The 21,339-nt window shown below is 61.3% G+C and carries 22 protein-coding genes; 11 read left to right on the forward strand and 11 right to left on the reverse strand.

What is annotated here, in order from left to right; genetic code table 11:
* Positions 1 to 75: 75 nt before the first annotated feature.
* Positions 76 to 570 carry a SprT family zinc-dependent metalloprotease gene (locus AC4IHP_RS24720; protein ID WP_460120822.1) on the reverse strand — a complete coding sequence of 165 codons (495 nt, stop codon included), beginning with the start codon at positions 568 to 570 and terminating at the stop codon, positions 76 to 78.
* Positions 571 to 718: 148 nt separating this feature from the next.
* Positions 719 to 1,321: a Yip1 family protein gene (locus AC4IHP_RS24725; protein WP_016773629.1), complete on the reverse strand. Its 603-nt coding sequence runs from the start codon at positions 1,319 to 1,321 to the stop codon at positions 719 to 721.
* A 373-nt stretch (positions 1,322 to 1,694) separates the two neighbouring features.
* On the opposite strand from AC4IHP_RS24725, the gene ttcA reads away from it, so the two are divergent.
* Positions 1,695 to 2,519: a tRNA 2-thiocytidine(32) synthetase TtcA gene (gene ttcA, locus AC4IHP_RS24730; protein WP_024013975.1), complete on the forward strand. Its 825-nt coding sequence runs from the start codon at positions 1,695 to 1,697 to the stop codon at positions 2,517 to 2,519.
* A 136-nt stretch (positions 2,520 to 2,655) separates the two neighbouring features.
* A complete protein-coding gene (locus AC4IHP_RS24735; RefSeq protein ID WP_016773632.1) occupies positions 2,656 to 3,330 on the forward strand; it encodes a DNA-3-methyladenine glycosylase I in 675 nt (224 codons plus the stop codon).
* An 84-nt stretch (positions 3,331 to 3,414) separates the two neighbouring features.
* Here AC4IHP_RS24735 and AC4IHP_RS24740 read toward each other — a convergent pair whose 3' ends face one another.
* From AC4IHP_RS24740 to arsC, 3 genes are read right to left on the reverse strand one after another with little or no spacing between them, the layout of a single operon-like run.
* Positions 3,415 to 3,840 carry a DUF2069 domain-containing protein gene (locus tag AC4IHP_RS24740; RefSeq protein ID WP_310405466.1) on the reverse strand — a complete coding sequence of 142 codons (426 nt, stop codon included), beginning with the start codon at positions 3,838 to 3,840 and terminating at the stop codon, positions 3,415 to 3,417.
* On the reverse strand, positions 3,840 to 4,436 hold the full coding sequence (gene wrbA, locus AC4IHP_RS24745) for an NAD(P)H:quinone oxidoreductase (protein WP_423523401.1): 597 nt from the start codon (positions 4,434 to 4,436) through the stop codon (positions 3,840 to 3,842). The genes AC4IHP_RS24740 and wrbA overlap by 1 nt, the downstream gene beginning before the upstream one ends.
* Positions 4,433 to 4,786 carry an arsenate reductase (glutaredoxin) gene (gene arsC, locus AC4IHP_RS24750; protein ID WP_490832964.1) on the reverse strand — a complete coding sequence of 118 codons (354 nt, stop codon included), beginning with the start codon at positions 4,784 to 4,786 and terminating at the stop codon, positions 4,433 to 4,435. The genes wrbA and arsC overlap by 4 nt, the downstream gene beginning before the upstream one ends.
* Positions 4,787 to 4,899: 113 nt before the next feature.
* Between arsC and AC4IHP_RS24755 the strand changes: the two genes are divergently transcribed.
* A complete protein-coding gene (locus AC4IHP_RS24755) occupies positions 4,900 to 5,367 on the forward strand; it encodes a TlpA disulfide reductase family protein (RefSeq protein WP_490832965.1) in 468 nt (155 codons plus the stop codon).
* Between the two features lie 105 nt (positions 5,368 to 5,472).
* On the opposite strand, the gene AC4IHP_RS24760 is transcribed toward AC4IHP_RS24755, so the two are convergent.
* Together AC4IHP_RS24760 and AC4IHP_RS24765 are read right to left on the reverse strand one after the other, a co-directional pair.
* Entirely contained in the window at positions 5,473 to 5,877 is a 405-nt protein-coding gene (locus tag AC4IHP_RS24760) for an META domain-containing protein (protein WP_490832966.1), read from the reverse strand.
* Positions 5,877 to 6,311: a hypothetical protein gene (locus tag AC4IHP_RS24765; protein WP_039757838.1), complete on the reverse strand. Its 435-nt coding sequence runs from the start codon at positions 6,309 to 6,311 to the stop codon at positions 5,877 to 5,879. The genes AC4IHP_RS24760 and AC4IHP_RS24765 overlap by 1 nt, the downstream gene beginning before the upstream one ends.
* A gap of 134 nt (positions 6,312 to 6,445) precedes the next feature.
* On the opposite strand from AC4IHP_RS24765, the gene AC4IHP_RS24770 reads away from it, so the two are divergent.
* Positions 6,446 to 6,904, forward strand: a complete 459-nt coding sequence (locus AC4IHP_RS24770; RefSeq protein ID WP_490832967.1) for a hypothetical protein — start codon at positions 6,446 to 6,448, stop codon at positions 6,902 to 6,904.
* A gap of 6 nt (positions 6,905 to 6,910) precedes the next feature.
* Here AC4IHP_RS24770 and AC4IHP_RS24775 read toward each other — a convergent pair whose 3' ends face one another.
* Together AC4IHP_RS24775 and AC4IHP_RS24780 are read right to left on the reverse strand one after the other, a co-directional pair.
* Positions 6,911 to 7,900 carry a 2-hydroxyacid dehydrogenase gene (locus tag AC4IHP_RS24775; RefSeq protein ID WP_460120811.1) on the reverse strand — a complete coding sequence of 330 codons (990 nt, stop codon included), beginning with the start codon at positions 7,898 to 7,900 and terminating at the stop codon, positions 6,911 to 6,913.
* Between the two features lie 81 nt (positions 7,901 to 7,981).
* Positions 7,982 to 10,735 carry a response regulator gene (locus tag AC4IHP_RS24780; RefSeq protein ID WP_490832982.1) on the reverse strand — a complete coding sequence of 918 codons (2,754 nt, stop codon included), beginning with the start codon at positions 10,733 to 10,735 and terminating at the stop codon, positions 7,982 to 7,984.
* 206 nt (positions 10,736 to 10,941) lie between these two features.
* On the opposite strand from AC4IHP_RS24780, the gene AC4IHP_RS24785 reads away from it, so the two are divergent.
* The 7 genes from AC4IHP_RS24785 to AC4IHP_RS24815 all read left to right on the forward strand — a co-directional run bounded on the left by AC4IHP_RS24785 (position 10,942) and on the right by AC4IHP_RS24815 (position 19,466).
* Positions 10,942 to 11,661: a response regulator transcription factor gene (locus AC4IHP_RS24785; protein ID WP_490832968.1), complete on the forward strand. Its 720-nt coding sequence runs from the start codon at positions 10,942 to 10,944 to the stop codon at positions 11,659 to 11,661.
* On the forward strand, positions 11,648 to 13,072 hold the full coding sequence (locus AC4IHP_RS24790; protein WP_490832969.1) for a histidine kinase sensor domain-containing protein: 1,425 nt from the start codon (positions 11,648 to 11,650) through the stop codon (positions 13,070 to 13,072). Before AC4IHP_RS24785 ends, AC4IHP_RS24790 begins: the two co-directional genes overlap by 14 nt.
* 234 nt (positions 13,073 to 13,306) lie before the next feature.
* On the forward strand, positions 13,307 to 14,209 hold the full coding sequence (gene cysM, locus AC4IHP_RS24795; RefSeq protein WP_041479583.1) for a cysteine synthase CysM: 903 nt from the start codon (positions 13,307 to 13,309) through the stop codon (positions 14,207 to 14,209).
* Complete coding sequence (rlmD, locus tag AC4IHP_RS24800) at positions 14,209 to 15,585, forward strand: 23S rRNA (uracil(1939)-C(5))-methyltransferase RlmD (protein WP_490832970.1); 1,377 nt, start codon at positions 14,209 to 14,211, stop codon at positions 15,583 to 15,585. The genes cysM and rlmD overlap by 1 nt, the downstream gene beginning before the upstream one ends.
* A 101-nt stretch (positions 15,586 to 15,686) precedes the next feature.
* Positions 15,687 to 17,930, forward strand: a complete 2,244-nt coding sequence (relA, locus tag AC4IHP_RS24805) for a GTP diphosphokinase (protein ID WP_039757831.1) — start codon at positions 15,687 to 15,689, stop codon at positions 17,928 to 17,930.
* 133 nt (positions 17,931 to 18,063) lie between these two features.
* Complete coding sequence (mazG, locus tag AC4IHP_RS24810) at positions 18,064 to 18,897, forward strand: nucleoside triphosphate pyrophosphohydrolase (RefSeq protein WP_490832983.1); 834 nt, start codon at positions 18,064 to 18,066, stop codon at positions 18,895 to 18,897.
* 26 nt (positions 18,898 to 18,923) lie between these two features.
* Entirely contained in the window at positions 18,924 to 19,466 is a 543-nt protein-coding gene (locus AC4IHP_RS24815) for a DUF2058 domain-containing protein (protein ID WP_016773645.1), read from the forward strand.
* A gap of 68 nt (positions 19,467 to 19,534) precedes the next feature.
* Here the strand turns inward: AC4IHP_RS24815 and AC4IHP_RS24820 are convergent, their stop codons facing one another.
* Positions 19,535 to 19,723, reverse strand: a complete 189-nt coding sequence (locus AC4IHP_RS24820; RefSeq protein WP_016773646.1) for a hypothetical protein — start codon at positions 19,721 to 19,723, stop codon at positions 19,535 to 19,537.
* A gap of 392 nt (positions 19,724 to 20,115) precedes the next feature.
* A complete protein-coding gene (gene fabB, locus AC4IHP_RS24825; protein WP_016773647.1) occupies positions 20,116 to 21,336 on the reverse strand; it encodes a beta-ketoacyl-ACP synthase I in 1,221 nt (406 codons plus the stop codon).
* Between the last annotated feature and the right edge of the window lie 3 nt (positions 21,337 to 21,339).

The following is a 21,339-nucleotide window of genomic DNA, read 5'->3' on the forward strand; positions in this document are numbered from 1 at the left end:
CTCCCACATTGAAATGCATTCCCCTGTGGGAGCGAGCCTGCTCGCGAAGGGGCCGCCCGATGCTCTACAAATCGGTTATTCCACTCGCAGCTCACCACTGAACACCAATGTCGTGCGGCATCGTCGGCAGAAGTAGCGCCGTCCTTTCCCGACCAGGCCATGGCGCTGGGCGGTAAACGGGAAGTCACTGTCGGGGCACGGGCATTTGTAGATATAGCGGGTCACGCTGCGCCGCTTGATTTCATAGGTGTGGCAACGGTCCGGCGGCAGTTCGTAGACGCCGCGCATGATCAGTTGCCACTCCTCGCCATGGGGCTGGATGCGATCGCCGAACAGTTGATGCGCGATCAGGTGGGCGACTTCGTGGGCCACGGTCTGCTTGAGGAAGTGTTCGGTGTTTTCCCGGTACAGCTGCGGGTTGAAGCGCAGCAGGTTCTCGTGCAGATGCGCGACACCGGCTTTCTGCCCGCGCAGTTTGAGGCTGACCACGGGGCGTTTGAAGGAACGTTTGAAAAAGGATTCAGCGAGTTGGTAACAATCTTCGACGCGGGTATTGAGTTGCTCGGGCATGCTTGATGGATCTCCAGAGACGCCGAGTATGCCGCAACCCCGGCGACTTGCGAATCGCCGACCTGCCGAATGGTCGTCGCCCCAACGAGAAGGCCGCCTTGCGGCGGCCTGTATTGGCAGATGTTGTTTTTCTCAGGGAGGAAACAGGTCAGTTGGTATAGACCGGCCCGACACCCAGGCCCCAGACAATCACGGTAAACGCCATGATCGCCACCAGCACCACCAGGCCGACGGCGAGTACCGAGCTGGAAAACAGGAAACCTTCATCCGAAGGAATGTTCATGAACGTCGGCAGGCCGACATACAGCAGGTACACGGTGTAGCAGATGGCCGCCGTGCCGACGATCATTCCCAGCCACATGTGCGGATACAAAGCGGCCAGTCCACCAACGAATAACGGTGTTGCGGTGTAAGTGGCAAATGCCACGCAGCGGGCCAGGCTCGGGTTGGCGTCATAAGTGCGCGCCATCCAGTGCACGAAGGCGCCCATCACCGCGACCCCGCCGAGCATCGCCAGGTACGACATGATGGTCATCCACAAGGCGCTTTCGAACGTCAGCATCACCGGCGCGCGATTGCCGATCACCCAGCCGACCTGGGTCGTGCCGATGAACGCCGAGACCGCAGGGATCGCCGCCAGAATCAGCGTGTGCGTCAGGTACATGTGGCTGATGCTTTCCTCTTGGTCGCCACGAATCTCCTTCCATTCCTGATCGGGGTGGGTAAACAGTCCCACTACGTGATGGATCATGCCATTCACTCCTCTTGTCATTGCCATCGCCCCCCAACGGAGCGCCTACGGGCCAAGGTGGCCGAGCAAATACAGGTCTAAAGACGTGTGCGACCTTATGTCGCAGTATAGAAAGGACTCCGGCGCACCGGTATGCCGGGCTTAGAGCAAATCGCGCTGTAAACCAAGGGCGTAATCGCGGTTGCGTGTGTAGGCGCTGGCGAAGGCTGCGATCTTTTCATCGTGTTTTTTACAAGCAGAAGAGCTCAGCCTTCGGCGGCTCCTACATTCAAAGCAGCACTTCAGGTTACGGACGGTCGGGATCCGTGCTTCGCGCTACTGGCGTTTTTGCGTAAAATGCCGGCCTTTCGTCACACCTCACGGATTTCGCGTCATGGGCACTCTTACGGTTAACCAGAACAAACTGCAAAAGCGCCTGCGCCGCCTGGCCGGCGAAGCGGTCGCCGATTTCAACATGATCGAAGACGGCGACAAGGTCATGGTCTGCCTGTCCGGGGGCAAGGACAGCTACACCATGCTCGACGTGCTGATGCACCTGCAGAAGGTTGCACCGATCAAGTTCGACATCGTCGCGGTGAACATGGACCAGAAACAGCCGGGCTTTCCCGAGCACGTGCTGCCGGCCTACCTGAAAGAACTGGGCATCGAGTATCACATCGTCGAGAAGGACACTTACTCGGTGGTCAAGGAACTGGTGCCGGAAGGCAAGACCACCTGTTCGCTGTGCTCGCGCCTGCGTCGCGGCACCCTGTACACCTTTGCTGACGAAATCGGCGCGACGAAAATGGCCCTCGGTCATCACCGCGACGACATCGTCGAAACGTTCTTCCTCAACATGTTCTTCAACGGCACCCTGAAAGCGATGCCACCGAAACTGCGCGCCGACGATGGCCGCAACGTGGTGATTCGTCCGCTGGCTTACTGCAACGAGAAGGACATTCAGGCTTACTCGGACCTCAAGCAATTCCCGATCATCCCGTGCAACCTCTGCGGCTCGCAGGAAAACCTGCAGCGCCAGGTGGTCAAGGAAATGCTCCAGGACTGGGACCGCAAGACCCCGGGCCGTACCGAATCGATTTTCCGCAGCCTGCAAAACGTGGTGCCATCGCAACTGGCCGACCGCAATCTGTTCGACTTCACCAGCCTGAAGATCGACGAAACCGCGGCTTCGCGTTTCGTCAATGTCGTCAATCTGTAAAACCCGATCCAGATGTGGGAGCGAGCCTGCTCGCGAAAGCGGTGTGTCATTCAGCCCCTGTGTTGACTGATCCAACCCCTTCGCGAGCAGGCTCGCTCCCACAGGGATCTGTTCGTTTCATTCAATAGGAGAGGGCATGCGCGATTACAAGTGGCTGCACGAATACTGTCTGAACCGTTTCGGTTCAGCGGCTGAACTGGAAGCCCATCTGCCCGTTCCCAAGACCCCCGCACAACTGCGCAAGATCCGCGACGACCGCTACCTCTCGACCATGGCCCTGCGGGTTTTTCGCGCCGGGCTCAAGCACAGCCTGGTCGATGCCAAGTGGCCGGCGTTCGAAGAAGTGTTCTTCAAGTTCGATCCGGAAAAAGTCGTGCTGATGAGCGCCGAACACCTGGAGCGGCTGATGCAGGACGCGCGGATCATCCGTCATCTCGGCAAGTTGAAAAGCGTGCCGCGCAATGCGCAGTTCATTCTCGATGTGGAAAAGGACAAGGGCAGCTTCGGCGCGCTGATCGCCGACTGGCCGGTGACCGATATCGTCGGCCTGTGGACCTACCTGAAAAAGCACGGCCACCAACTCGGCGGGCTGTCGGCGCCGCGCTTTTTGCGCATGGTCGGCAAGGACACGTTCGTACCCAGCTACGACGTAGTCGCAGCGTTGAATGCACAGAAGATCGTCGACAAAGTGCCGACCAGCCAGCGTGATCTGGCAACGGTGCAGAACGCGTTCAACCAATGGCACGAACAGAGTGGCGGACGGCCAATGAGCCAGATTTCGATGATGCTCGCCTATACCGTCAACCATTAAGACTGCGTCGCTGCATTCGCGAGCAGGCTCGCTCCCACAGGGAATGCATTCCAAATGTGGAGGCCTGCTCGCGAAAGCGCTTGGTCAGGCGACGCTGATCTCGCCTTCGCCCGCCAATTTGCGATTCAACTGATAGCGCCAGCGCACATACAACAGCGCCGAGCAGAACACCGCCAGGCTCGCGGCCATTTCCAGCAGGCCGAACAGCTGCCGGTTGGGGTCGTACGCCGCCAGTGCGCCCTTGATGAAATACAGGTTCACCACAAAACACATCCACGAATGGCCACGGGCGCTGCCCATGATCATCGCCGGGGCGAGCACCAGCCACGGGATCAGCTCGACCAGCAGAATCACCCAAGGCCGTGCGCCATGCAGGTCGGCGAACAGCAGATAATAAGCGGCCAGCAAGCCGGCGAGGGCGAAAAAGCTCAGCAGGCTGAGCACGCGCATCGCCTTGACCCGTGGCTCAAGCCACGCCACCGAGGGCAGGACTTTCGGCTTCTTCGCCATCAGCCCACCAGTTTCTGCGCGGTTTTCGCCAGACGCAGACCGAGTGCTCGACACAGTGCCACTTCGTGCTGATCGAGGCCATTCTTGCCGTCGGCACCGGCGTGATGGCTGGCGCCATAAGGTGTGCCGCCACCCTCGGTTTCGAGCAGGGCCGATTCGCTGTAGGGCAGGCCGGTGATCAACATGCCGTGATGCAACAACGGCAACATCATCGACAGCAGCGTGGTTTCCTGACCGCCGTGCAGGCTGGCGGTGGAGGTGAACACGCCGGCCGGTTTGCCGACCAGCGCGCCGGTCAGCCAGAGGTTGCTGGTGCCGTCGAGAAAGTACTTGAGCGGCGCGGCCATGTTGCCGAAACGAGTCGGACTGCCCAAGGCGAGGCCGGCGCAGTTCTTCAGATCATCGAGGCTGGCGTAGAGCGCGCCTTCAGCGGGAATCTCCGCCGCCACCGCTTCGCACTCGGTGGAAATCGCCGGCACTGTGCGCAGACGCGCTTCCATTCCGGCCTGCTCGATGCCACGGGCGATTTGCCGGGCCATCTCGTTGGTCGAACCGTTGCGGCTGTAATAGAGGACCAGAATGTACGGCGCGCTCATGGCAACAACTCCAGCACGTTTTCCGGCGGGCGACCGATGACGGCCTTGTCGCCGACTTCCAGAATCGGCCGCTCCATGAGTTTCGGGTGCGCGGCGATGGCGTCGATCAGCTGCTGCTCGCTGAGGCTGGCGTCGGCCAGGTTCAGGGTTTTGTATTGCTCTTCGCCGGTGCGCAGCAGCTGCCGCGCGCTGATCCCGAGTTTGCCGAGCAGGGCTTTGATCTGCGCGGCGCTGAGCGGGGTTTCCAGGTAGCGCACGACAGTCGGATGCACGCCGCGGGCTTCGAGCAGTTCCAGTGCGCCGCGGGATTTCGAGCAGCGCGGATTGTGATAAAGCGTCAGATCGGTCATGGCGGGTCGCTTCTGGCGTAAAGTGGCGGCTATTCTAACTGTGCAGCGCGCAATCCAGAACCGTCAGAGGCGATGGGTCGCAGGCGCTTTCGAATTTTCACAAGGAACACGACATGACACGGCGATTGGCAGCGGCATTGACGATTCTCGGGGCGTTGATGCTGGGGGGCTGCGGCAATGATTACGGCATCGACCAGAACGGCCAGAAGGTCGCGTCCGAACGTCTGGACAAACAATGGGTGGTGCTTAACTACTGGGCCGAGTGGTGTGGCCCGTGCCGCACGGAAATTCCCGAGCTGAATCATTTGGCTGATGAGCTCAAGAGCAGGAACGTCGGTGTGTTCGGGGTCAATTTCGACAATGTGCAGGGCGCAGAGCTGAAAGAGGCGAGCGAAAAACTCGGCATCAAGTTCACCGTGCTCGCGCAGGATCCGGCCGAGCTGTTCGACCTGCCGCGCAGTGAAGCGCTGCCCGTGACGTTCATCATCGATGACAAGGGCAAAGTGCGTGAACAGTTGCTGGGTGAGCAGACGGCGGCGGGAGTGATGGCGAAGCTGGAGGCTTTACAGTCCAGCAAATAAGTCGTCGACCCAAAGAAAAGATCGCAGCCTTCGTCAGCTCCTGCAGGGTGTAAGCGGTCCTTGCAGGAGCTGCCGAAGGCTGCGATCTTTTTTATGGTTGAAAGATCAACCCTCTTCCAGCCACCAGCGCAATGGCTTGCCCTGAGCCGGCCAGAAGCGCACCTGCTCGATCGGCGAAATGTCCCAGCGCTCGACTTTTTCCAGCGCCTGCAGGAATCGCTGTTCCTGTTCCATCAACGCCGGGGCGCAGAGCTTGCGGGTCTTGCCGATCTTGCCAAAGCTCAGCTTGTCGCCGTCCTGCGTGTACGGCGCGAACCAATGGTTGCAGCCGCCGTTGCCGTAGGCGCGGCCGTCATCGCCGAGGGTCACGGTCAGGTGGCTGTAATCCATCAGTGGCCGCTCGCCGATCCATTCCAGAATGTAGCTGCGGTTGTGCTGCAGTTGCACCGGCTCTGCGGCGCAACCAGCCAGGCCGACACCGAACAGTGCGGTCAGGGCGAACCGTTTCATCACGCAGGCTCCTGGCATTTCGGGCACAGGTGCTTGTCGCCGACGGCTTTCCAGCCCAGCTCGGCGATGCGCGCGGTGGCGGCGGGTTTCTCGGCGGTCTTGCCGAGTTTGGCATCCACGGCGAATTCGAAACTCAGCTCTTTCGCGCAGCTGTCGCAGTTGACCTGCCAGGTGTGAATGGCCAGTTCGCCGAACACCGGGCCTGTGGTCATCGCGGTCCATTGGCCCGGCGGATTGATCAGGTGGCGGACGGTATCGACGGTCAGGCGCATGGACAAATCCTTGCTGCCTTTGAGGGTGACCAAAAGCGCATCGCCGATGCGGATCGAGCCACCGTTGCCGGTCACCTGATAGCGGCCCGGGACGAGGGCGCGGCATTCGGTGAGGGTGTGTTGCGGGTTCATCAGGGTGTAGCGGAAATCGTGTTCGACCATGGGTCCTCCAAATATGCGCGACATGCTAGCACGGGCTCGATTGCAGAATGATGCACGCGTGCGACCTTCGATCCGGTTCAATTGAGAGCACAGTCATGGCAAACTGCCGGCCCCCGAATCTGAAGGAACGGAACATGGCGCTGATCGAATGTTATGAATGCAAGCGGAGCATCAGTTCCGAAGCGCTGGTGTGCATTCACTGCGGCGCCCCGATGGCCGAACACGCCGCCATGCAGGCGCAATCGACGGCGGCCTCGGTGCAAGCTTCGACGATTTCCTTCGGCAGCCTGCCACGCAACAACGCAGTGCCAGAGGCGGTTGCGCTGCCAGTGTCCGAGCCTTTACCCAAAGTGATGCCGGCAGCAGCAGGGCGCCGACGTCGTCAGCAGGCTGCGGAACAGGCACGCCAGGAACAACAACCGCTCAACGCCGATGGCAGCCGCCCGGTGGAGGGCTGGCTGAAAATCATGGTGTTTCTGTTACCGGCGTTTTTTGTCTGGTTCCTGCTGCGCAGCGGCCATTCGAGCAAGCAGCGCCTGCTCGGTTTCGGCTGGCTGGGCTTGCTGATCCTGGCGTCTTCGCTGTCCAAGTAAAACGGTTCAACCCTCGACCTGGTTCTGCGGCGCACCTGCCGCCCAGGTCGCGATGTTGTGCAGGGTGGTCGCGGCAATCGCGCCCAGCGCCTCGCGGGTCAGAAACGCCTGATGCGCGGTGATGATCACGTTGGGAAACGTCAGCAGACGCGCCAGCACATCGTCCTGCAACGGCAGGTCGGAGCGATCCTCGAAAAACAGCTGCGCCTCTTCCTCATAAACATCCAGCCCCAGATAACCGAGTTGGCCGTCCTTCAGCGCGTCGATCAGTGCCGGCGTGTCCACCAGCCCGCCACGCCCGGTGTTGATCAGCATCGCCCCGGCCTGCATGTGCGCCAGTGAGTCGCGATTGATCAGGTGCTTGCTCTGCTCGTTGAGCGGGCAATGCAGGCTTATGATCCGCGACTGCGCGAGCAACTCCGGCAGGCTCAGATAACGTGCGCCCAGCGCCAGCACTTCGGGATTGGGATACGGATCGTAGGCCAGCAATTCACAGCCGAAGCCGTGCATGATTTTCGCGAACGTTGCGCCGATCTGCCCGGTGCCGACGATGCCGACAGTCTTGCCGACCAGATCGAAACCGGTCAGGCCATGCAGACTGAAATCGCCTTCGCGGGTGCGGTTGTAGGCACGGTGCAAACGACGATTGAGGGCGAGGATCAGTGCCACCGCATGTTCGGCCACGGCGTGCGGCGAGTAGGCCGGCACACGCACGACGGCCAGGCCGAGGCGTTTCGCCGCCGGCAGGTCGACATGGTTGTAACCCGCCGAACGCAGGGCAATCAGCCGCGTGCCACCGGCAGCGAGGCGTTCCAGCACCGGCGCGCTGAGGTCGTCATTGATGAACGCGCAGACCACTTCGTGCTGCTCGGCCAACGCCGTCGTATCGAGGCTCAGTCGCGCCGCTTGAAAGTGCAGTTCGAGCCCGGCCGGGCAGTCGGCGGCGAGGAAGCTGTCGCGGTCGTAGGTCTGGCTGCTGAAAATGATCGTGCGCATGAATCCTCCTGGAGCATCGACGCGGGCCGCAATGACCCGCGACAACTGTAGCGCCTTGCGCGCGCCATGCCTTGCCGTGGATCAGGCGCTGATGCGTGCCTGCGCAGCGAGTCGATTGATCGAGCGCTCCAGTTCGTCCAGCGCGGCGGCGGCTTTCGGATCGTCCTGCTTGAGCAGGGTTTCGCTGCGCTGGCAGGCGGCGCGCAGTTGTGGCACGCCGCAATAACGGGTCGCGCCATGCAAGCGGTGCACGCGTTCGAGCAGGGCATTCTGGTCGTGACTGTCACGCGCGGCGCGAATCGCTTCGCGGTCGGCTTCCAGCGACGCCAGCAGCATGGCGAGCATGTCCGCCGCCAGATCCGCCTTGCCCGCCGCCAGGCGCAAACCTTCTTCATGATCGAGCACCGGCAGCTCCTGCTGATTTGCCGTGCTGTCGCCGCTGCGCTCCGATGCCTGATTGCGCAGGGCCAGTCCGGTCCACTTCAACACCACCTGCGCCAGTTGCCGCTCGCTGATCGGTTTGGTCAGGTAGTCATCCATGCCGCTTTGCAGCAGCGCACGTTTTTCGTTGGCCATGGCGTGGGCGGTGAGGGCGACGATCGGCAGCGGCGTGCAATGCCGCTCGCTTTCCCACTGGCGAATGGTTTCGGTGGTCTGGCGACCGTCCATGCCTGGCATCTGCACGTCCATCAACACCAGATCGAAAGATTCGGTTTGCACCGCTTTGACTGCCGCGTAACCGCTTTCCACTGCGAGTACGCGAGCGCCCATGTCTTCGAGCAGGGTTTGCACCAGCAGTAAATTCGCCGGGTTGTCGTCGACACACAGTACGCGCGGCGCACGACTCGACAGCGGTTCGCCCGGTTCGCTGCGGGTCTGGCGCGGATTGACCAGATCGGCCAAGGCCCGGCGCAGTTTGCGGGTACACGCCGGTTTGGCTTGAAGCTGGCTGTGCGGGTTGGGTACAGACAGGTGAAACAGCGTCTGTTCGGTGGTCGGGCACAGCACCAGCACTTTGCAGCCCAGATGTTCGAGGTCCCAGATGTGCTGGTTCAAGCGTTCCGGGAGCATGTCGTTGCTGGTGATGCCGATCACCGCCAGATCAATCGCCTGATCGGTCTGATGCGCGCCGGTAACGCCATTGCTCAGGCTTTCCAGGGTATTGAACGGGGTGACTTCGAGGCCGCAGTCTTCCAGTTGATGCTGCAAGGCCTGACGCGCCAGTTCGTGGTTCTCCAGCACCGCCACGCGGCGCCCGAGCAGCGGCGCGGCGGGCAGGTCTTCGGCGTCGTCGCGAGTCTTGGGCAGGCTCAGGCTGATCCAGAATTCCGAACCTTCGCCCGGCGTGCTGTCGACGCCGATCTCGCCGCCCATCTGTTCGATCAGACGCTTGGAAATCACCAGTCCCAGCCCGGTGCCGCCGGGTTGGCGCGACAGTGAATTGTCGGCCTGACTGAAGGCCTGGAACAGCGCGCGGACATCCTGACTCGACAGACCGATACCGGTGTCCTGAATGCTGATGCGCAGTTGCACGCTGTCTTCGTGTTCGTCTTCGAGCATCGCCCGGGCGACGATGGTGCCTTCGCGAGTGAACTTGATCGCGTTGCTGACAAGATTGGTGAGAATCTGCTTGAGGCGCAGCGGATCGCCGACCAGCGACAGCGGCGTATCGCGATAGACCAGGCTGACCAGCTCGAGCTGCTTGGCGTGCGCGGCCGGGGCGAGGATGGTCAGGGTGTCCTGCAACAGATCACGCAGGTTGAACGGAATGTGATCGAGCACCAGTTTGCCGGCCTCGATTTTCGAGAAGTCGAGAATTTCGTTGATGATTCCCAACAGGCTGTCGGCGGACTTTTCGATGGTGCCCAGATAGTCGAGCTGGCGCGGGGTCAGTTCGCTTTTCTGCAACAGGTGAGTGAAGCCGAGAATGCCGTTGAGCGGCGTGCGGATCTCGTGGCTCATGTTGGCGAGAAATTCGGATTTGATGCGGCTGGCTTCCAGCGCCTCTTTGCGCGCCAGGTCCAGTTCGATGTTCTGGATCTCGATGGTTTCCAGATTCTGCCGAACGTCCTCGGTGGCCTGATCGACGCTGTGCTGCAATTCTTCGCGAGCATTCTGCAGGGTGCCGGCCATGCGGTTGATGCCCGAGGCCAGTTCGTCCAGTTCCTGGCTGCCGAGGGGCGGCAAGCGGGTTTCCAGATGACCGTCCTTGAGCTGCGCGACCGCTTGTTTGATCTGGCTCAGCGGACGGTTGATGGTGCGGCCCATGCGCAATGCGAGGAGGGCGGCGCCGGCAAGTCCGGCGGCGATCAGCAGCAGGCTGGCGAACAGGCTGCGATAGCCGCGCAGCAACATGCCGTTGTGCGACAGCTCCAGCTCGACCCAGCCGAGCAGCCGTTCGGATTCTTCGGGAATGATTTCACCGGCGAGGTTGCGGTGCTTGCCGAACACCGGCATCAGGTAGCGCGTCGCGTCATTGCCGCTGCGTCGTTGCAGCAGCGCGCTGTCACCGCTCGGCGCCTGATTGAGCATGGTCGGGCCGGCGTGGGCCAATGGCGAGCGGTCCGCCGCGAGGAAAGTCACCGCGCGCACGTCGGGTTGTTCAAGGGATTGGGTAGCAATGCGTTCGAGCAGATCGGCGTCGCCGTGACCCATTGCCGGCGCCACCAGCGGCGCCAGTTGCTCGGCGATCATTTCGCCGCGCTGCATCAATTGGCTCTGCAGGTCGGTCTGCTGCGTCCAGGTGAAATAGCCACCCAGCACCAGCGCCATCAGGCTGGTCGGCAACAAGGTCAGCAACAGCACGCGACCTTTGATTCCCAGTTTCTTGAGCACGCCTATCTCCCGCATCCCGCTGATCTGTTGACACATGCGTGCATCCGGCACGCGACATGGGCGCAGTGTAGCGATTTGCAGGCGGGCAATCTTGCGGAAAATGCAGCGCCGCCCAGGCACTCGTTCGTCCGACAGGCCAAGCTTGTGTTGCCCGCTGTCGGACAATCTTGAATAATCCGCCAACTGAGAATTACTTGCAGATACTCATGACTCCTGTTTCCGTTGGCCCACGCATCCTTTCCATTGAAGACGATCCGATCCTAGGCGCGTATGTGCACGAGCATCTGGGCCGCAGCGGTTTTCAGGTGACCTGGTGCCAGAACGGCCAGGAAGGTCTGAACATCGCCCAGCGCCAGCCTTTCGACGTGGTGCTGATGGATATTCTGCTGCCGGGGCTCGATGGTCTGCAGTTGTTGACGCAATTGCGTCAGAGCCATTCGACGCCGGTGTTGCTAATGTCGGCGCTGGGTGCCGAGGCCGATCGCATCAGCGGTTTCCGCCTCGGCGCCGATGACTATTTGCCCAAGCCGTTCAGCATGGCCGAGTTGCATGTGCGCATCGAAGCGATCCTGCGCCGCGTGGCGCTGGATCGGCGCCCGCCTGCGGTTACCGCTGCGGTGGTCAGCGGCACCCTGCGTTTCGATGACGAACAGTGCGACGTGTTTTTCCGCGAGCAAGCGGCCGGCTTGACCCGCAGCGAATTCCGTCTGCTGGAAACACTGCACCGCAACAACGAGGAAGTGCTGAGCAAGGCCTTCCTTTATCAGCACGTCCTGCAACGCGGCTTTGCGGCGCACGACCGCAGCCTCGACATGCACATCAGCCAGATCCGCCGCAAACTCAAAGCCATCGGTTACACCGAGCGCGAAGTGCGCACGGTGTGGGGCAAGGGCTATGTCTTGAGCGGCGCCGATGAAACTGTCTGAGCTGCCGGGTCGGCATTCACTGTTCTGGAAACTGGCGTGCCTGCTGGTGGCGTTCTGTCTGCTGATGATCTGGCTGAGCTGGTCGTGGGGCCGCTACATGGAGGAGCGCAATCAGTTCCTCTCCAGTGACGCGCGCAGCACGCTCAGCCGTTATGCCGCGCAAGCCGAACAGGCGTGGCAGCGCGGCGGGCGCAATGGCGTCGATGACTGGTTGCAGAGCATGGAATTGCGCGAGGCCAGTTGGGTCGGCGTGATCGGCGCTGATTTGCAGTCGCTGAGCAGCGAACCCTTGAAGGCGGCGGAGGTGCAGCACCTGACCTTCCTGCGCGGCCTCGACTGGCCGATCCACAAGAAGGGCCGGCCGTGGCTGCGGGTACCGTTCCCGCAGGATCCGGCCGCCGGCATCCTCGTCATCGAGCTGCCTGAACGTTTTGTGCCAGGCAAGTACCGGGTGTTCTGGCGGGTGATCACTAACGGCGTGATTCCCGGGCTGTTCACCCTGTTGCTGTGCGTCGGCCTGTATCGCCTGTTGGTCGTGCCGCTGAACAACCTGCGCGAACAGGCCAACGCCTGGCGCGCCGATCAATTGAATGTGCGCCTGTCGAGCGGCATTACCCAGCGCCCGGATGAACTCGGTGAGCTGGCGCGGGCCTTTGATTCCATGTCCGAGCGCCTGCAAACTACGGTCGCCTTGCAGCAGCAGCTATTGCGCGACTTGTCCCACGAACTGCGCACGCCGCTGAGCCGCCTGCGCGTGGCCAGCGAAAGCGAACAGGGCTTGCCGCAACTGCGCGAACGCATCGGCCGCGAAGTCGATGGCATGCAACGTTTGGTCGAAGACACCCTGCAACTGGCCTGGCTCGACACCGACCGCTCGCCGCTGCCGGATGAAGCGATCCAGATTCAGGCGCTGTGGGAAATGCTCACCGACAACGCCTGTTATGAAAGCGGCTGGCCGAGTCTGCAACTGCAATGCTCGGTCGAAGCATCGTGCTGGGTGCGCGGCAATCTCAACACCCTCGCTCAAGCGCTGGAGAACATTTTGCGCAACGCCATTCGTCACTCGCCCGAGGGCGGGATTGTGCGGCTCGATGGCCGGCGCGATGGCGAGTATTGGCATTTGTGGCTGGAGGATCAGGGCGGCGGCGTGGCTGACGAAGATCTGCAGCGGATCTTTTCGCCGTTCATTCGATTGGACGGATCGAGACCCGGGGACGGTGGCTTTGGCCTGGGCTTGAGCATTGCGCGCAACGCGGTGCAGCGCCAGGGCGGGTTGCTCTGGGCGGAAAATACCGGGGCGGGGCTGCGGTTGAATTTGCGCTTGGTGGCGGATGATGGTGTTGCCCATGCGGACGCCTTCGCGAGCAGGCTCGCTCCCACAATGGAGCTCGGTTCGCCGCAGGCTGTGTGATCTACCGTTAATAGTGTCATCACTGCTGACACTAAATCCTGTGGGAGCGAGCCTGCTCGCGAATTCCAAGCATCACCACGAGAACTGAGTGTTGCGCAAATAAAAGTCGCACCACTGGCGCGACTTTTATTTGCTTATTCCCATAAACCATAAGCACCGCACTTTGCGTGATATGGCCTGCGCGGGTTTGCCGGTATGATAGGCGCCCCCGCACGTCTGGATTGCGAATACGCCATGACCCTGCAGTACCCAACCATCGCCGATTGCGTCGGCAACACGCCGCTGGTGCGTTTGCAGCGCCTGCCCGGCGCCACCAGCAACACCCTTTTGCTCAAGCTCGAAGGGAACAACCCGGCGGGTTCGGTCAAGGACCGCCCGGCGTTGTCGATGATCACTCGCGCCGAGTTGCGCGGGCAGATCAATCCCGGCGATACGCTGATCGAGGCGACCTCCGGCAACACCGGTATCGCTCTAGCGATGGCCGCTGCGATCAAGGGTTACAAGATGATCCTGATCATGCCGGACAACTCCAGCGCCGAGCGTAAAGCGGCGATGACCGCGTATGGCGCCGAGCTGATCCTGGTGACTCAGGAAGAGGGCATGGAAGGCGCCCGCGATCTGGCCCAGCGTATGGAAGCCGAAGGCCGTGGCAAGGTGCTCGACCAGTTCGCCAATGGCGACAACCCGGAAGCGCACTACACCACCACCGGTCCGGAAATCTGGCGTCAGACCCAGGGCAGCATCACCCATTTCGTCAGTTCGATGGGCACCACCGGCACCATCATGGGCGTTTCGCGCTACCTCAAAGAGCAGAGCGACAGCGTACAGATCGTCGGCCTGCAACCGATGGAAGGCTCGGCCATTCCCGGCATCCGCCGCTGGCCGCAGGAATACCTGCCGAAGATCTATCAGGCTGACCGCGTCGACCGCATCGTCGACATGGCGCAAAGCGAAGCCGAAGACGTTACCCGGCGCCTTGCCCGCGAAGAAGGCATCTTCTGCGGCGTGTCCTCTGGCGGTGCGGTGGCAGCGATGCTGCGCTTGTCCAGAGAAGTTGAAAACGCGGTGATCGTCGCGATCATCTGCGACCGTGGCGACCGTTACCTGTCGACCGGCATTTTCGACGCGCCGAACTGATGGCCAAACACGAGAGAGGCCTGCGCTTCCAGCCTGCCGGCGGGAGCAAGGCGCCACAGATCCCGACCGGCAAGAAGCAGCGCTTGAACATCGAGCGCCTGGCCAATGACGGTCGCGGTATCGCGTTTTTCGAAGGCAAAACCTGGTTCGTCCTCGGCGCCCTTGCCGGTGAAGAGGTCGAAGCACGGGTGCTCGGCGCCCACGGCAAAGTGGTCGAAGCGCGCACCGAACGCGTGTTCACTGCCAGCCAATTGCGTCGTCCGGCAGCATGCCCGCACTTTGGCCGCTGTGGCGGTTGCAGCGTCCAGCACTTGCCCCACGCTGAACAACTCGCCCTGAAACAGCGCATGCTCGCCGAGCAATTGTCGCGCGTTGCCGGTGTCGAACCCGAAGAGTGGGCAGCGCCGCTGACCGGCCCGGAATTCGGTTACCGTCGGCGCGCGCGGATCGCCGTGCGCTGGGACATGAAGGCAAAAAAACTCGAAGTGGGTTTCCGCGCTGCCGGCAGTCAGGACATCGTCGCGATCAGCGAATGCCCGGTGCTGGTACAGCCCTTGCAGCCGATCATGACCCGCTTGCCGGAGATGCTGCGGCGCCTGAGCAAACCGCAGGCGCTGGGCCATGTCGAGCTGTTCAGCGGCTCATCACTGGCGGTATTGCTGCGGCACATGGCGCCGTTGTCCGAAGCGGATCTGAGCATCCTCAAGGATTTCTGCCAGTTCCACGAGGCGCAGTTGTGGCTGCATGGCGAGGGTGAACCGCAACCGGTCGAGGCCGGTCAGAGCCTCGGTTACCGCCTGGAACAGTGGGATCTCGAGCTGGCTTATCGGCCGGGAGATTTCGTTCAGGTCAACGCCGGGGTCAACGAAGCGATGATCGCGCAGGCACTGGACTGGCTGAAACCGACGGCTGACGAACGCGTGCTTGACCTGTTTTGTGGGTTGGGAAATTTTGCGCTGCCGCTGGCCAAAAGCGTCCGTGAAGTGGTGGCGGTGGAGGGCGTGCAGACCATGGTCGAGCGGGCCGCTGCCAACGCCGTCGGTAACAATTTGCATAACACAAAGTTTTTTCAAGCCGATTTATCCCAGCCTTTGAGCGATGCCCAGTGGATCGGAAACGGCTTTTCTGCGGTACTCTTGGACCCACCGCGTGACGGTGCTTTCGAGGTGGTGCGCAAGCTCGCGACCCTGGGTGCCACACGGTTGGTATACGTGTCGTGCAACCCGGCCACGCTGGCGCGCGACACGCAGGAATTGATCAAGCAGGGCTACCGGTTAAAACGTGCCGGGATTCTCGATATGTTTCCTCAGACGGCACATGTCGAGGCCATGGCGTTATTTGAAGCGAGCCAGGACGGCTCGTCTGAATCCGTCTGATCTGTCCGCGCAGCGCTCGCCTGAGCCCCGCGAGCGCGAACGGACACTGAGGATCAGCGATTTGACGCATTGAATCTGCGTCGTAGGGAAGGTAAAGCAGCATGGTACAGGTGAGAGCACACCAGCCGATCAACACCGACGGCAGTATCAATCTCGAGGCCTGGCTCGATCACGCGGTCAGTGTCGATCTGGCACTGGATCGCGAGGCCTTGAAAGAAGCCTGCGAGTTCGCTCGCGAGGCCGAACAGCAGTCCAATGCGAAGAAGAACCTGTGGGCCGAAGGTTCCGGCAGTTTCAGTACTGGCCTTGAGATCGCCGAGATTCTCGCCGACCTCAAGCTCGATCAGGACTCGCTGGTCGCCGCCGTGTTGTATCGCGGCGTGCGCGAAGGCCAGATCGAGCTGGCCGCAGTCGGCCAGCGCTTCGGTCCGGTAGTGGCCAAGCTGATCGACGGCGTGCAGCGCATGGCGGCCATCAGCGCCAGCCTCAGCCCACGGCAGTCGATGGTCATGGGCACGCAAGGGCAGGTCGAGAACCTGCGCAAGATGCTCGTGGCCATGGTCGATGATGTACGCGTTGCACTGATCAAACTGGCCGAACGCACCTGCGCCATTCGTGCGGTGAAAACCGCCGACGATGAAAAGCGCAACCGCGTTGCTCGCGAAGTCTTCGACATCTATGCACCGCTGGCGCATCGCCTCGGCATCGGTCACATCAAATGGGAGCTGGAGGACTTGTCCTTCCGCTATCTCGAACCCGATCAATACAAGCAGATCGCCAAGTTGCTCCACGAGCGGCGGCTGGACCGCGAGCGCTTCATCAGCGACGTGATGACCCAGCTAAAGGACGAACTGCAGGCCACCGGCGTCGACGCCGACATCAGCGGCCGGGCCAAACACATCTATTCGATCTGGCGCAAAATGCAGCGCAAGGGTCTGGAGTTCAGCCAGATCTACGACGTTCGCGCGGTGCGCGTGCTGGTGCCGGAAATGCGCGACTGCTACACCGCGCTGGGTATCGTCCACACCCTGTGGCGGCACATCCCGAAAGAATTCGACGACTACATCGCCAACCCGAAAGAGAACGGCTACCGCTCGCTGCACACGGCGGTGATCGGCCCGGAAGGCAAGGTCCTCGAGGTGCAGATCCGCACCCATTCGATGCACGAAGAGGCCGAACTCGGCGTTTGCGCGCACTGGCGCTACAAGGGCACCGACGTCAAATCCGGCTCGAACCATTACGAAGAGAAAATCTCCTGGCTGCGTCAGGTCCTCGAATGGCACGAAGAGCTCGGTGATATCGGCGGTCTGGCCGAGCAACTGCGCGTCGACATCGAGCCCGATCGGGTTTACATCTTCACTCCCGACGGTCACGCCATCGACTTGCCGAAAGGCGCGACGCCGCTGGATTTCGCCTATCGGGTGCACACCGAAATCGGCCACAACTGCCGGGGCGCGAAGATCAACGGGCGTATCGTGCCGCTGAACTACAGCCTGCAAACCGGCGAGCAGGTCGAGATCATCACCAGCAAGCACGGCACGCCGAGCCGCGACTGGCTGAACCCGAACCTCGGTTACGTCACCACCTCGCGGGCGCGGGCGAAGATCGTCCACTGGTTCAAGTTGCAGGCTCGCGATCAGAACGTTGCGGCTGGTAAAACCCTGATCGAGCGCGAACTCAATCGCCTCGGCCTGCCGGCGGTGGATTTCGACAAGCTGGCCGAAAAGGCCAACATGAAAACCGCCGAAGACATGTTCGCCGCCCTCGGTGCCGGCGACCTGCGTCAGGCGCATCTGGTCAACCTAGCGCAGCAACTGGTCGAACCGGAGCGCGGCAACGAACAGCTGGAACTGATCCCGCGCAAGGCCACCGGTTACAAACCAGGCAAGCGCGGCGATATCCAGATCCAGGGCGTCGGCAACCTGATGACGCAAATGGCTGGCTGCTGCCAGCCACTGCCGGGCGATGCGATTGTCGGTTACATCACCCAGGGCCGCGGTGTGAGCATTCACCGCCAGGACTGCGCCTCGGTGCTGCAACTGGGCGGGCGCGAGCCGGAGCGGATCATTCAGGTCAGCTGGGGCCCGGTGCCGGTGCTCACCTATCCGGTGGACATCATCATCCGCGCCTACGACCGTTCCGGGCTGCTGCGTGACGTCTCGCAGGTGCTGCTCAACGAGCGCATCAACGTGCTGGCGGTCAACACCCGCTCGAACAAGGAAGACAACACTGCGCTGATGTCGCTGACCATCGAGATCCCCGGTCTGGATGCGCTCGGGCGGCTGTTGGGGCGGATTTCGCAATTGCCGAACATCATCGAAACGCGGCGTAACCGTACCCCGTGATGCCATTGATTGTTCCCTGTGGGAGCGAGCCTGCTCGCGAAGAGGGCGTGTCAGTCGACATCTTTGTTGCAGACACAGCGCTTTCGCGAGCAGGCTCGCTCCCACAATGGTTTTGTGGTGAGACAGAAAAATGATCTACAGCCTCGAAGACCTGCTCCACCTGATGTCCCGCCTGCGTGATCCGCAGTTCGGCTGTCCGTGGGACATCAAGCAGACCTACGCGACCATCGTCCCGCACACGCTCGAAGAAGCCTACGAAGTGGCCGATGCCATCGAGCGCGGCGATCTTGACCATTTGCAGGGCGAGTTGGGCGATCTGTTGTTTCAGGTGGTGTATTACAGCCAGTTGGCCAAGGAAGAAGGGCGATTCGAATTCGCCGGGGTGATCGACAGCATCACGCGCAAACTGATCCGTCGTCATCCCCATGTGTTCCCGACGGGCGATCTGTACGCGCCGCTCAACGTACCGCGCTTGAGCGAAGAGCAGGTCAAGCAGCGCTGGGAAGAGATCAAGGCCGAAGAGCGCGCCGAGAAAGCGTCGGCACCCGAGCAGCTGTCCTTGCTCGACGACGTGCCGGCCACGTTGCCGGCACTGTCGCGCTCAGCCAAGTTGCAGAAGCGCGCCGGGCAGGTCGGTTTCGACTGGCCGGATGCTTTGCCGGTGCTCGACAAGGTGCGCGAAGAGCTTGATGAAGTGCTCGAAGCCATGTCGGAAAATGATCCTGTGGCGGTGGCCGATGAGATCGGCGACTTGCTGTTTTCCGTGGTCAATCTGGCCCGGCATCTGAAGGTCGATCCGGAAACCGCCTTGCGCGGCGCCAACGGCAAGTTTGAAAGACGTTTCCGTTTTATCGAACAGGCATTGCGCGACACCCACCGTCCCATGGAAGATTGCACCCTCGAAGAGTTGGACGCCCTGTGGGGCGAAGCCAAACGCCAGGAAAAGAATGAGCCCAGCTGCGGCTGAGCCGTTGCCCAAGTGAGTAAGCATTGATGAGCCTTTCCCTTCGCGACCAGTTGCTCAAAGCAGGCCTGGTCAACCAAAAGCAGGCCAAGCAGGTCAGCAAAGACAAGCAGAAGCAACAGCGTCTGGCCCACAAAGGCCAGGCCGAGCTGGACGATTCGCAGCAGCGCGCCGCCCAGGAAGCCATGGCCGAGAAGGTCAAGCGCGACCAGGAGCTGAACCGTCAGCAGCAGGAGAAGGCCGAGGCCAAGGCCCGTGCTGCACAGGTCAAGCAGTTGATCGAAGTCTCGCGTCTGCCCAAGCTGACCACCGAGGACTACTACAACTTCGTCGACGACAAGAAGGTCAAGCGCATCTCGGTCAACACGCTGATGCGCAACAAGCTCAGCAGCGGTTCGCTGGCGATCGTGCACCACAACGGCGGCTATGAAGTGATCCCCCGTGAAGCGGCACTGAAGATCCAGGAGCGCGATCCGCAGCGCATCGTCCAGCTCAACGTGCAGACCGAAGAGGTCAACGCCGAGGACGATCCGTACGCGGCCTATCAGATCCCTGACGATCTGATGTGGTAAATCCACGGCTGTAACAACGACGAACCCCGCTCATGGCGGGGTTTGTCGTTTTCAATGCTGTGGTTGCCTCAGGCGGACTTCAGTTCTCGTTGCTGTTCCTGCACTTCCAGTTCGGCCTTGTAGTTATGGGCATCTATTTCGTTGTGGAACATGCCAACCAGCAAATCCTGTTGATGCACATCCCAGATACGGATGCCGGCGGCCAGGCCTTCGTGGGACATGTGTGAATCGTCGCGTTCAGTTACTTTTACAGTCATCTGCTAGCTCCAGATCTCAAGTTACTGCACCAAGGCGTGTGCAGGACTCTGTTATAGATTTTGTTAGGCTGCTAAGTAAACCGTCGATTGGCGCAAGGTGTTGTTGCGAATTTCGCAACAAAGCTGCAGGCCGCGTAAACCGCGACATTCGGTCGCAGGGCCGTAAGTTTCATGACATAAGTTTCATCTCCTGACACCCCGCAAACCCACTGTGGGAGCGAGCCGGCTCGCGAATTTGGTGGGTCAGACGACGATAGGGTGACTGGAATATCGCCTTCGCGAGCAGGCTCGCTCCCACAGAGTTTTGCGGTGAACCTGCTATTTTCTGCAGACGCAAAAAAAACGCCCCGAACCAGTCGGGGCGTTTTCATGTGTGGCTCAGCAGCGGGGAATTACTTGCCTTCCCAGCGCTTCAGTACCAGCGTGGCGTTGGTGCCGCCGAAGCCGAAGCTGTTGCTCATCACGGTATTGATGGTGGCGTTCTCGCGGGTCTTGGTCAGCACCGGCAGATCGGCCACTTCCGGGTCGAGCTCGTCGATGTTGGCAGAGCCGGCAATGAAGTTGCCTTCCATCATCAGCATGCAGTAGATCGCTTCGTGCACGCCGGCGGCGCCCAGGGAGTGACCGGACAGGCTCTTGGTCGAGCTGATCGCTGGAGCCTTGTCGCCGAACACTTCACGCACACCTTTCATTTCCGCGACGTCGCCGACCGGAGTCGAAGTGCCGTGGGTGTTCAGGTAGTCGATCGGGGTGTCGACAGTGGACAGCGCCTGCTGCATGCAGCGGATCGCGCCTTCGCCGCTCGGGGCAACCATGTCGTAGCCGTCGGAGGTCGCGCCGTAGCCAACGATCTCGGCGTAGATCTTCGCGCCACGGGCCAGAGCGTGTTCCAGCTCTTCGACGACAACCATGCCGCCGCCGCCAGCGATGACGAAACCGTCACGGTCCTTGTCGTACGCGCGGGAAGCTTGTTCCGGGGTATCGTTGCGCTTGCTGGACAGAGCACCCATCGCGTCGAACAGGAACGACTGGCTCCAGTGCTCTTCTTCACCGCCACCGGCGAAGACGATGTCCTGCTTGCCCATCTGGATCTGTTCCATGGCGGTACCGATGCAGTGAGCACTGGTGGCGCAGGCAGAAGCGATGGAGTAGTTCAGGCCCTTGATCTTGAACGGTGTGGCCAGGCAAGCGGAAACGGTGCTGCTCATGGTCCGCGTGACGCGGTATGGGCCGACGCGCTTCACGCCTTTCTCGCGCAGAATGTCCAGCGCTTCCATCTGGTTCAGCGTGGAAGCACCGCCGGAGCCGGCGATCAGGCCGGTACGCGGGTTGGACACTTGCTCTTCGGTCAGGCCGGAATCAGTGATGGCGTCTTTCATGGCCAGGTAGGCGTAAGCCGCTGCATGACCGACGAAGCGATAGATCTTGCGATCGATCAGCTCTTCAAGGTTGAGGTCGATGGAGCCGGAAACCTGGCTACGCAGACCCATTTCAGCATATTCCGGGTTGAACCGGATGCCAGGGCGGCTTGCACGCAGGTTAGCGGAGACGGTCTCTTTGTCATTGCCCAGGCACGAAACGATGCCCAGACCAGTGATAACGACGCGGCGCATGCG

It is taken from the genome of Pseudomonas sp. UF-293 (assembly GCF_058245595.1).

Coding starts and splice junctions, on each gene's coding strand:
- AC4IHP_RS24785 (WP_490832968.1), top strand. CDS start 10,942: ATGACTCCTGTTTCCGTTGGCCCACGCATCCTTTCCATTGAAGACGAT.
- cysM (WP_041479583.1), top strand. CDS start 13,307: ATGACCCTGCAGTACCCAACCATCGCCGATTGCGTCGGCAACACGCCG.
- AC4IHP_RS24760 (WP_490832966.1), bottom strand. CDS start 5,877: ATGAAACGGTTCGCCCTGACCGCACTGTTCGGTGTCGGCCTGGCTGGT.
- fabB (WP_016773647.1), bottom strand. CDS start 21,336: ATGCGCCGCGTCGTTATCACTGGTCTGGGCATCGTTTCGTGCCTGGGC.
- AC4IHP_RS24770 (WP_490832967.1), top strand. CDS start 6,446: ATGGCGCTGATCGAATGTTATGAATGCAAGCGGAGCATCAGTTCCGAA.
- AC4IHP_RS24790 (WP_490832969.1), top strand. CDS start 11,648: ATGAAACTGTCTGAGCTGCCGGGTCGGCATTCACTGTTCTGGAAACTG.
- AC4IHP_RS24755 (WP_490832965.1), top strand. CDS start 4,900: ATGACACGGCGATTGGCAGCGGCATTGACGATTCTCGGGGCGTTGATG.
- AC4IHP_RS24735 (WP_016773632.1), top strand. CDS start 2,656: ATGCGCGATTACAAGTGGCTGCACGAATACTGTCTGAACCGTTTCGGT.
- AC4IHP_RS24815 (WP_016773645.1), top strand. CDS start 18,924: ATGAGCCTTTCCCTTCGCGACCAGTTGCTCAAAGCAGGCCTGGTCAAC.
- AC4IHP_RS24740 (WP_310405466.1), bottom strand. CDS start 3,840: ATGGCGAAGAAGCCGAAAGTCCTGCCCTCGGTGGCGTGGCTTGAGCCA.
- rlmD (WP_490832970.1), top strand. CDS start 14,209: ATGGCCAAACACGAGAGAGGCCTGCGCTTCCAGCCTGCCGGCGGGAGC.
- AC4IHP_RS24725 (WP_016773629.1), bottom strand. CDS start 1,321: ATGATCCATCACGTAGTGGGACTGTTTACCCACCCCGATCAGGAATGG.
- wrbA (WP_423523401.1), bottom strand. CDS start 4,436: ATGAGCGCGCCGTACATTCTGGTCCTCTATTACAGCCGCAACGGTTCG.
- ttcA (WP_024013975.1), top strand. CDS start 1,695: ATGGGCACTCTTACGGTTAACCAGAACAAACTGCAAAAGCGCCTGCGC.
- AC4IHP_RS24820 (WP_016773646.1), bottom strand. CDS start 19,723: ATGACTGTAAAAGTAACTGAACGCGACGATTCACACATGTCCCACGAA.
- AC4IHP_RS24765 (WP_039757838.1), bottom strand. CDS start 6,311: ATGGTCGAACACGATTTCCGCTACACCCTGATGAACCCGCAACACACC.
- arsC (WP_490832964.1), bottom strand. CDS start 4,786: ATGACCGATCTGACGCTTTATCACAATCCGCGCTGCTCGAAATCCCGC.
- relA (WP_039757831.1), top strand. CDS start 15,687: ATGGTACAGGTGAGAGCACACCAGCCGATCAACACCGACGGCAGTATC.
- AC4IHP_RS24720 (WP_460120822.1), bottom strand. CDS start 570: ATGCCCGAGCAACTCAATACCCGCGTCGAAGATTGTTACCAACTCGCT.
- AC4IHP_RS24775 (WP_460120811.1), bottom strand. CDS start 7,900: ATGCGCACGATCATTTTCAGCAGCCAGACCTACGACCGCGACAGCTTC.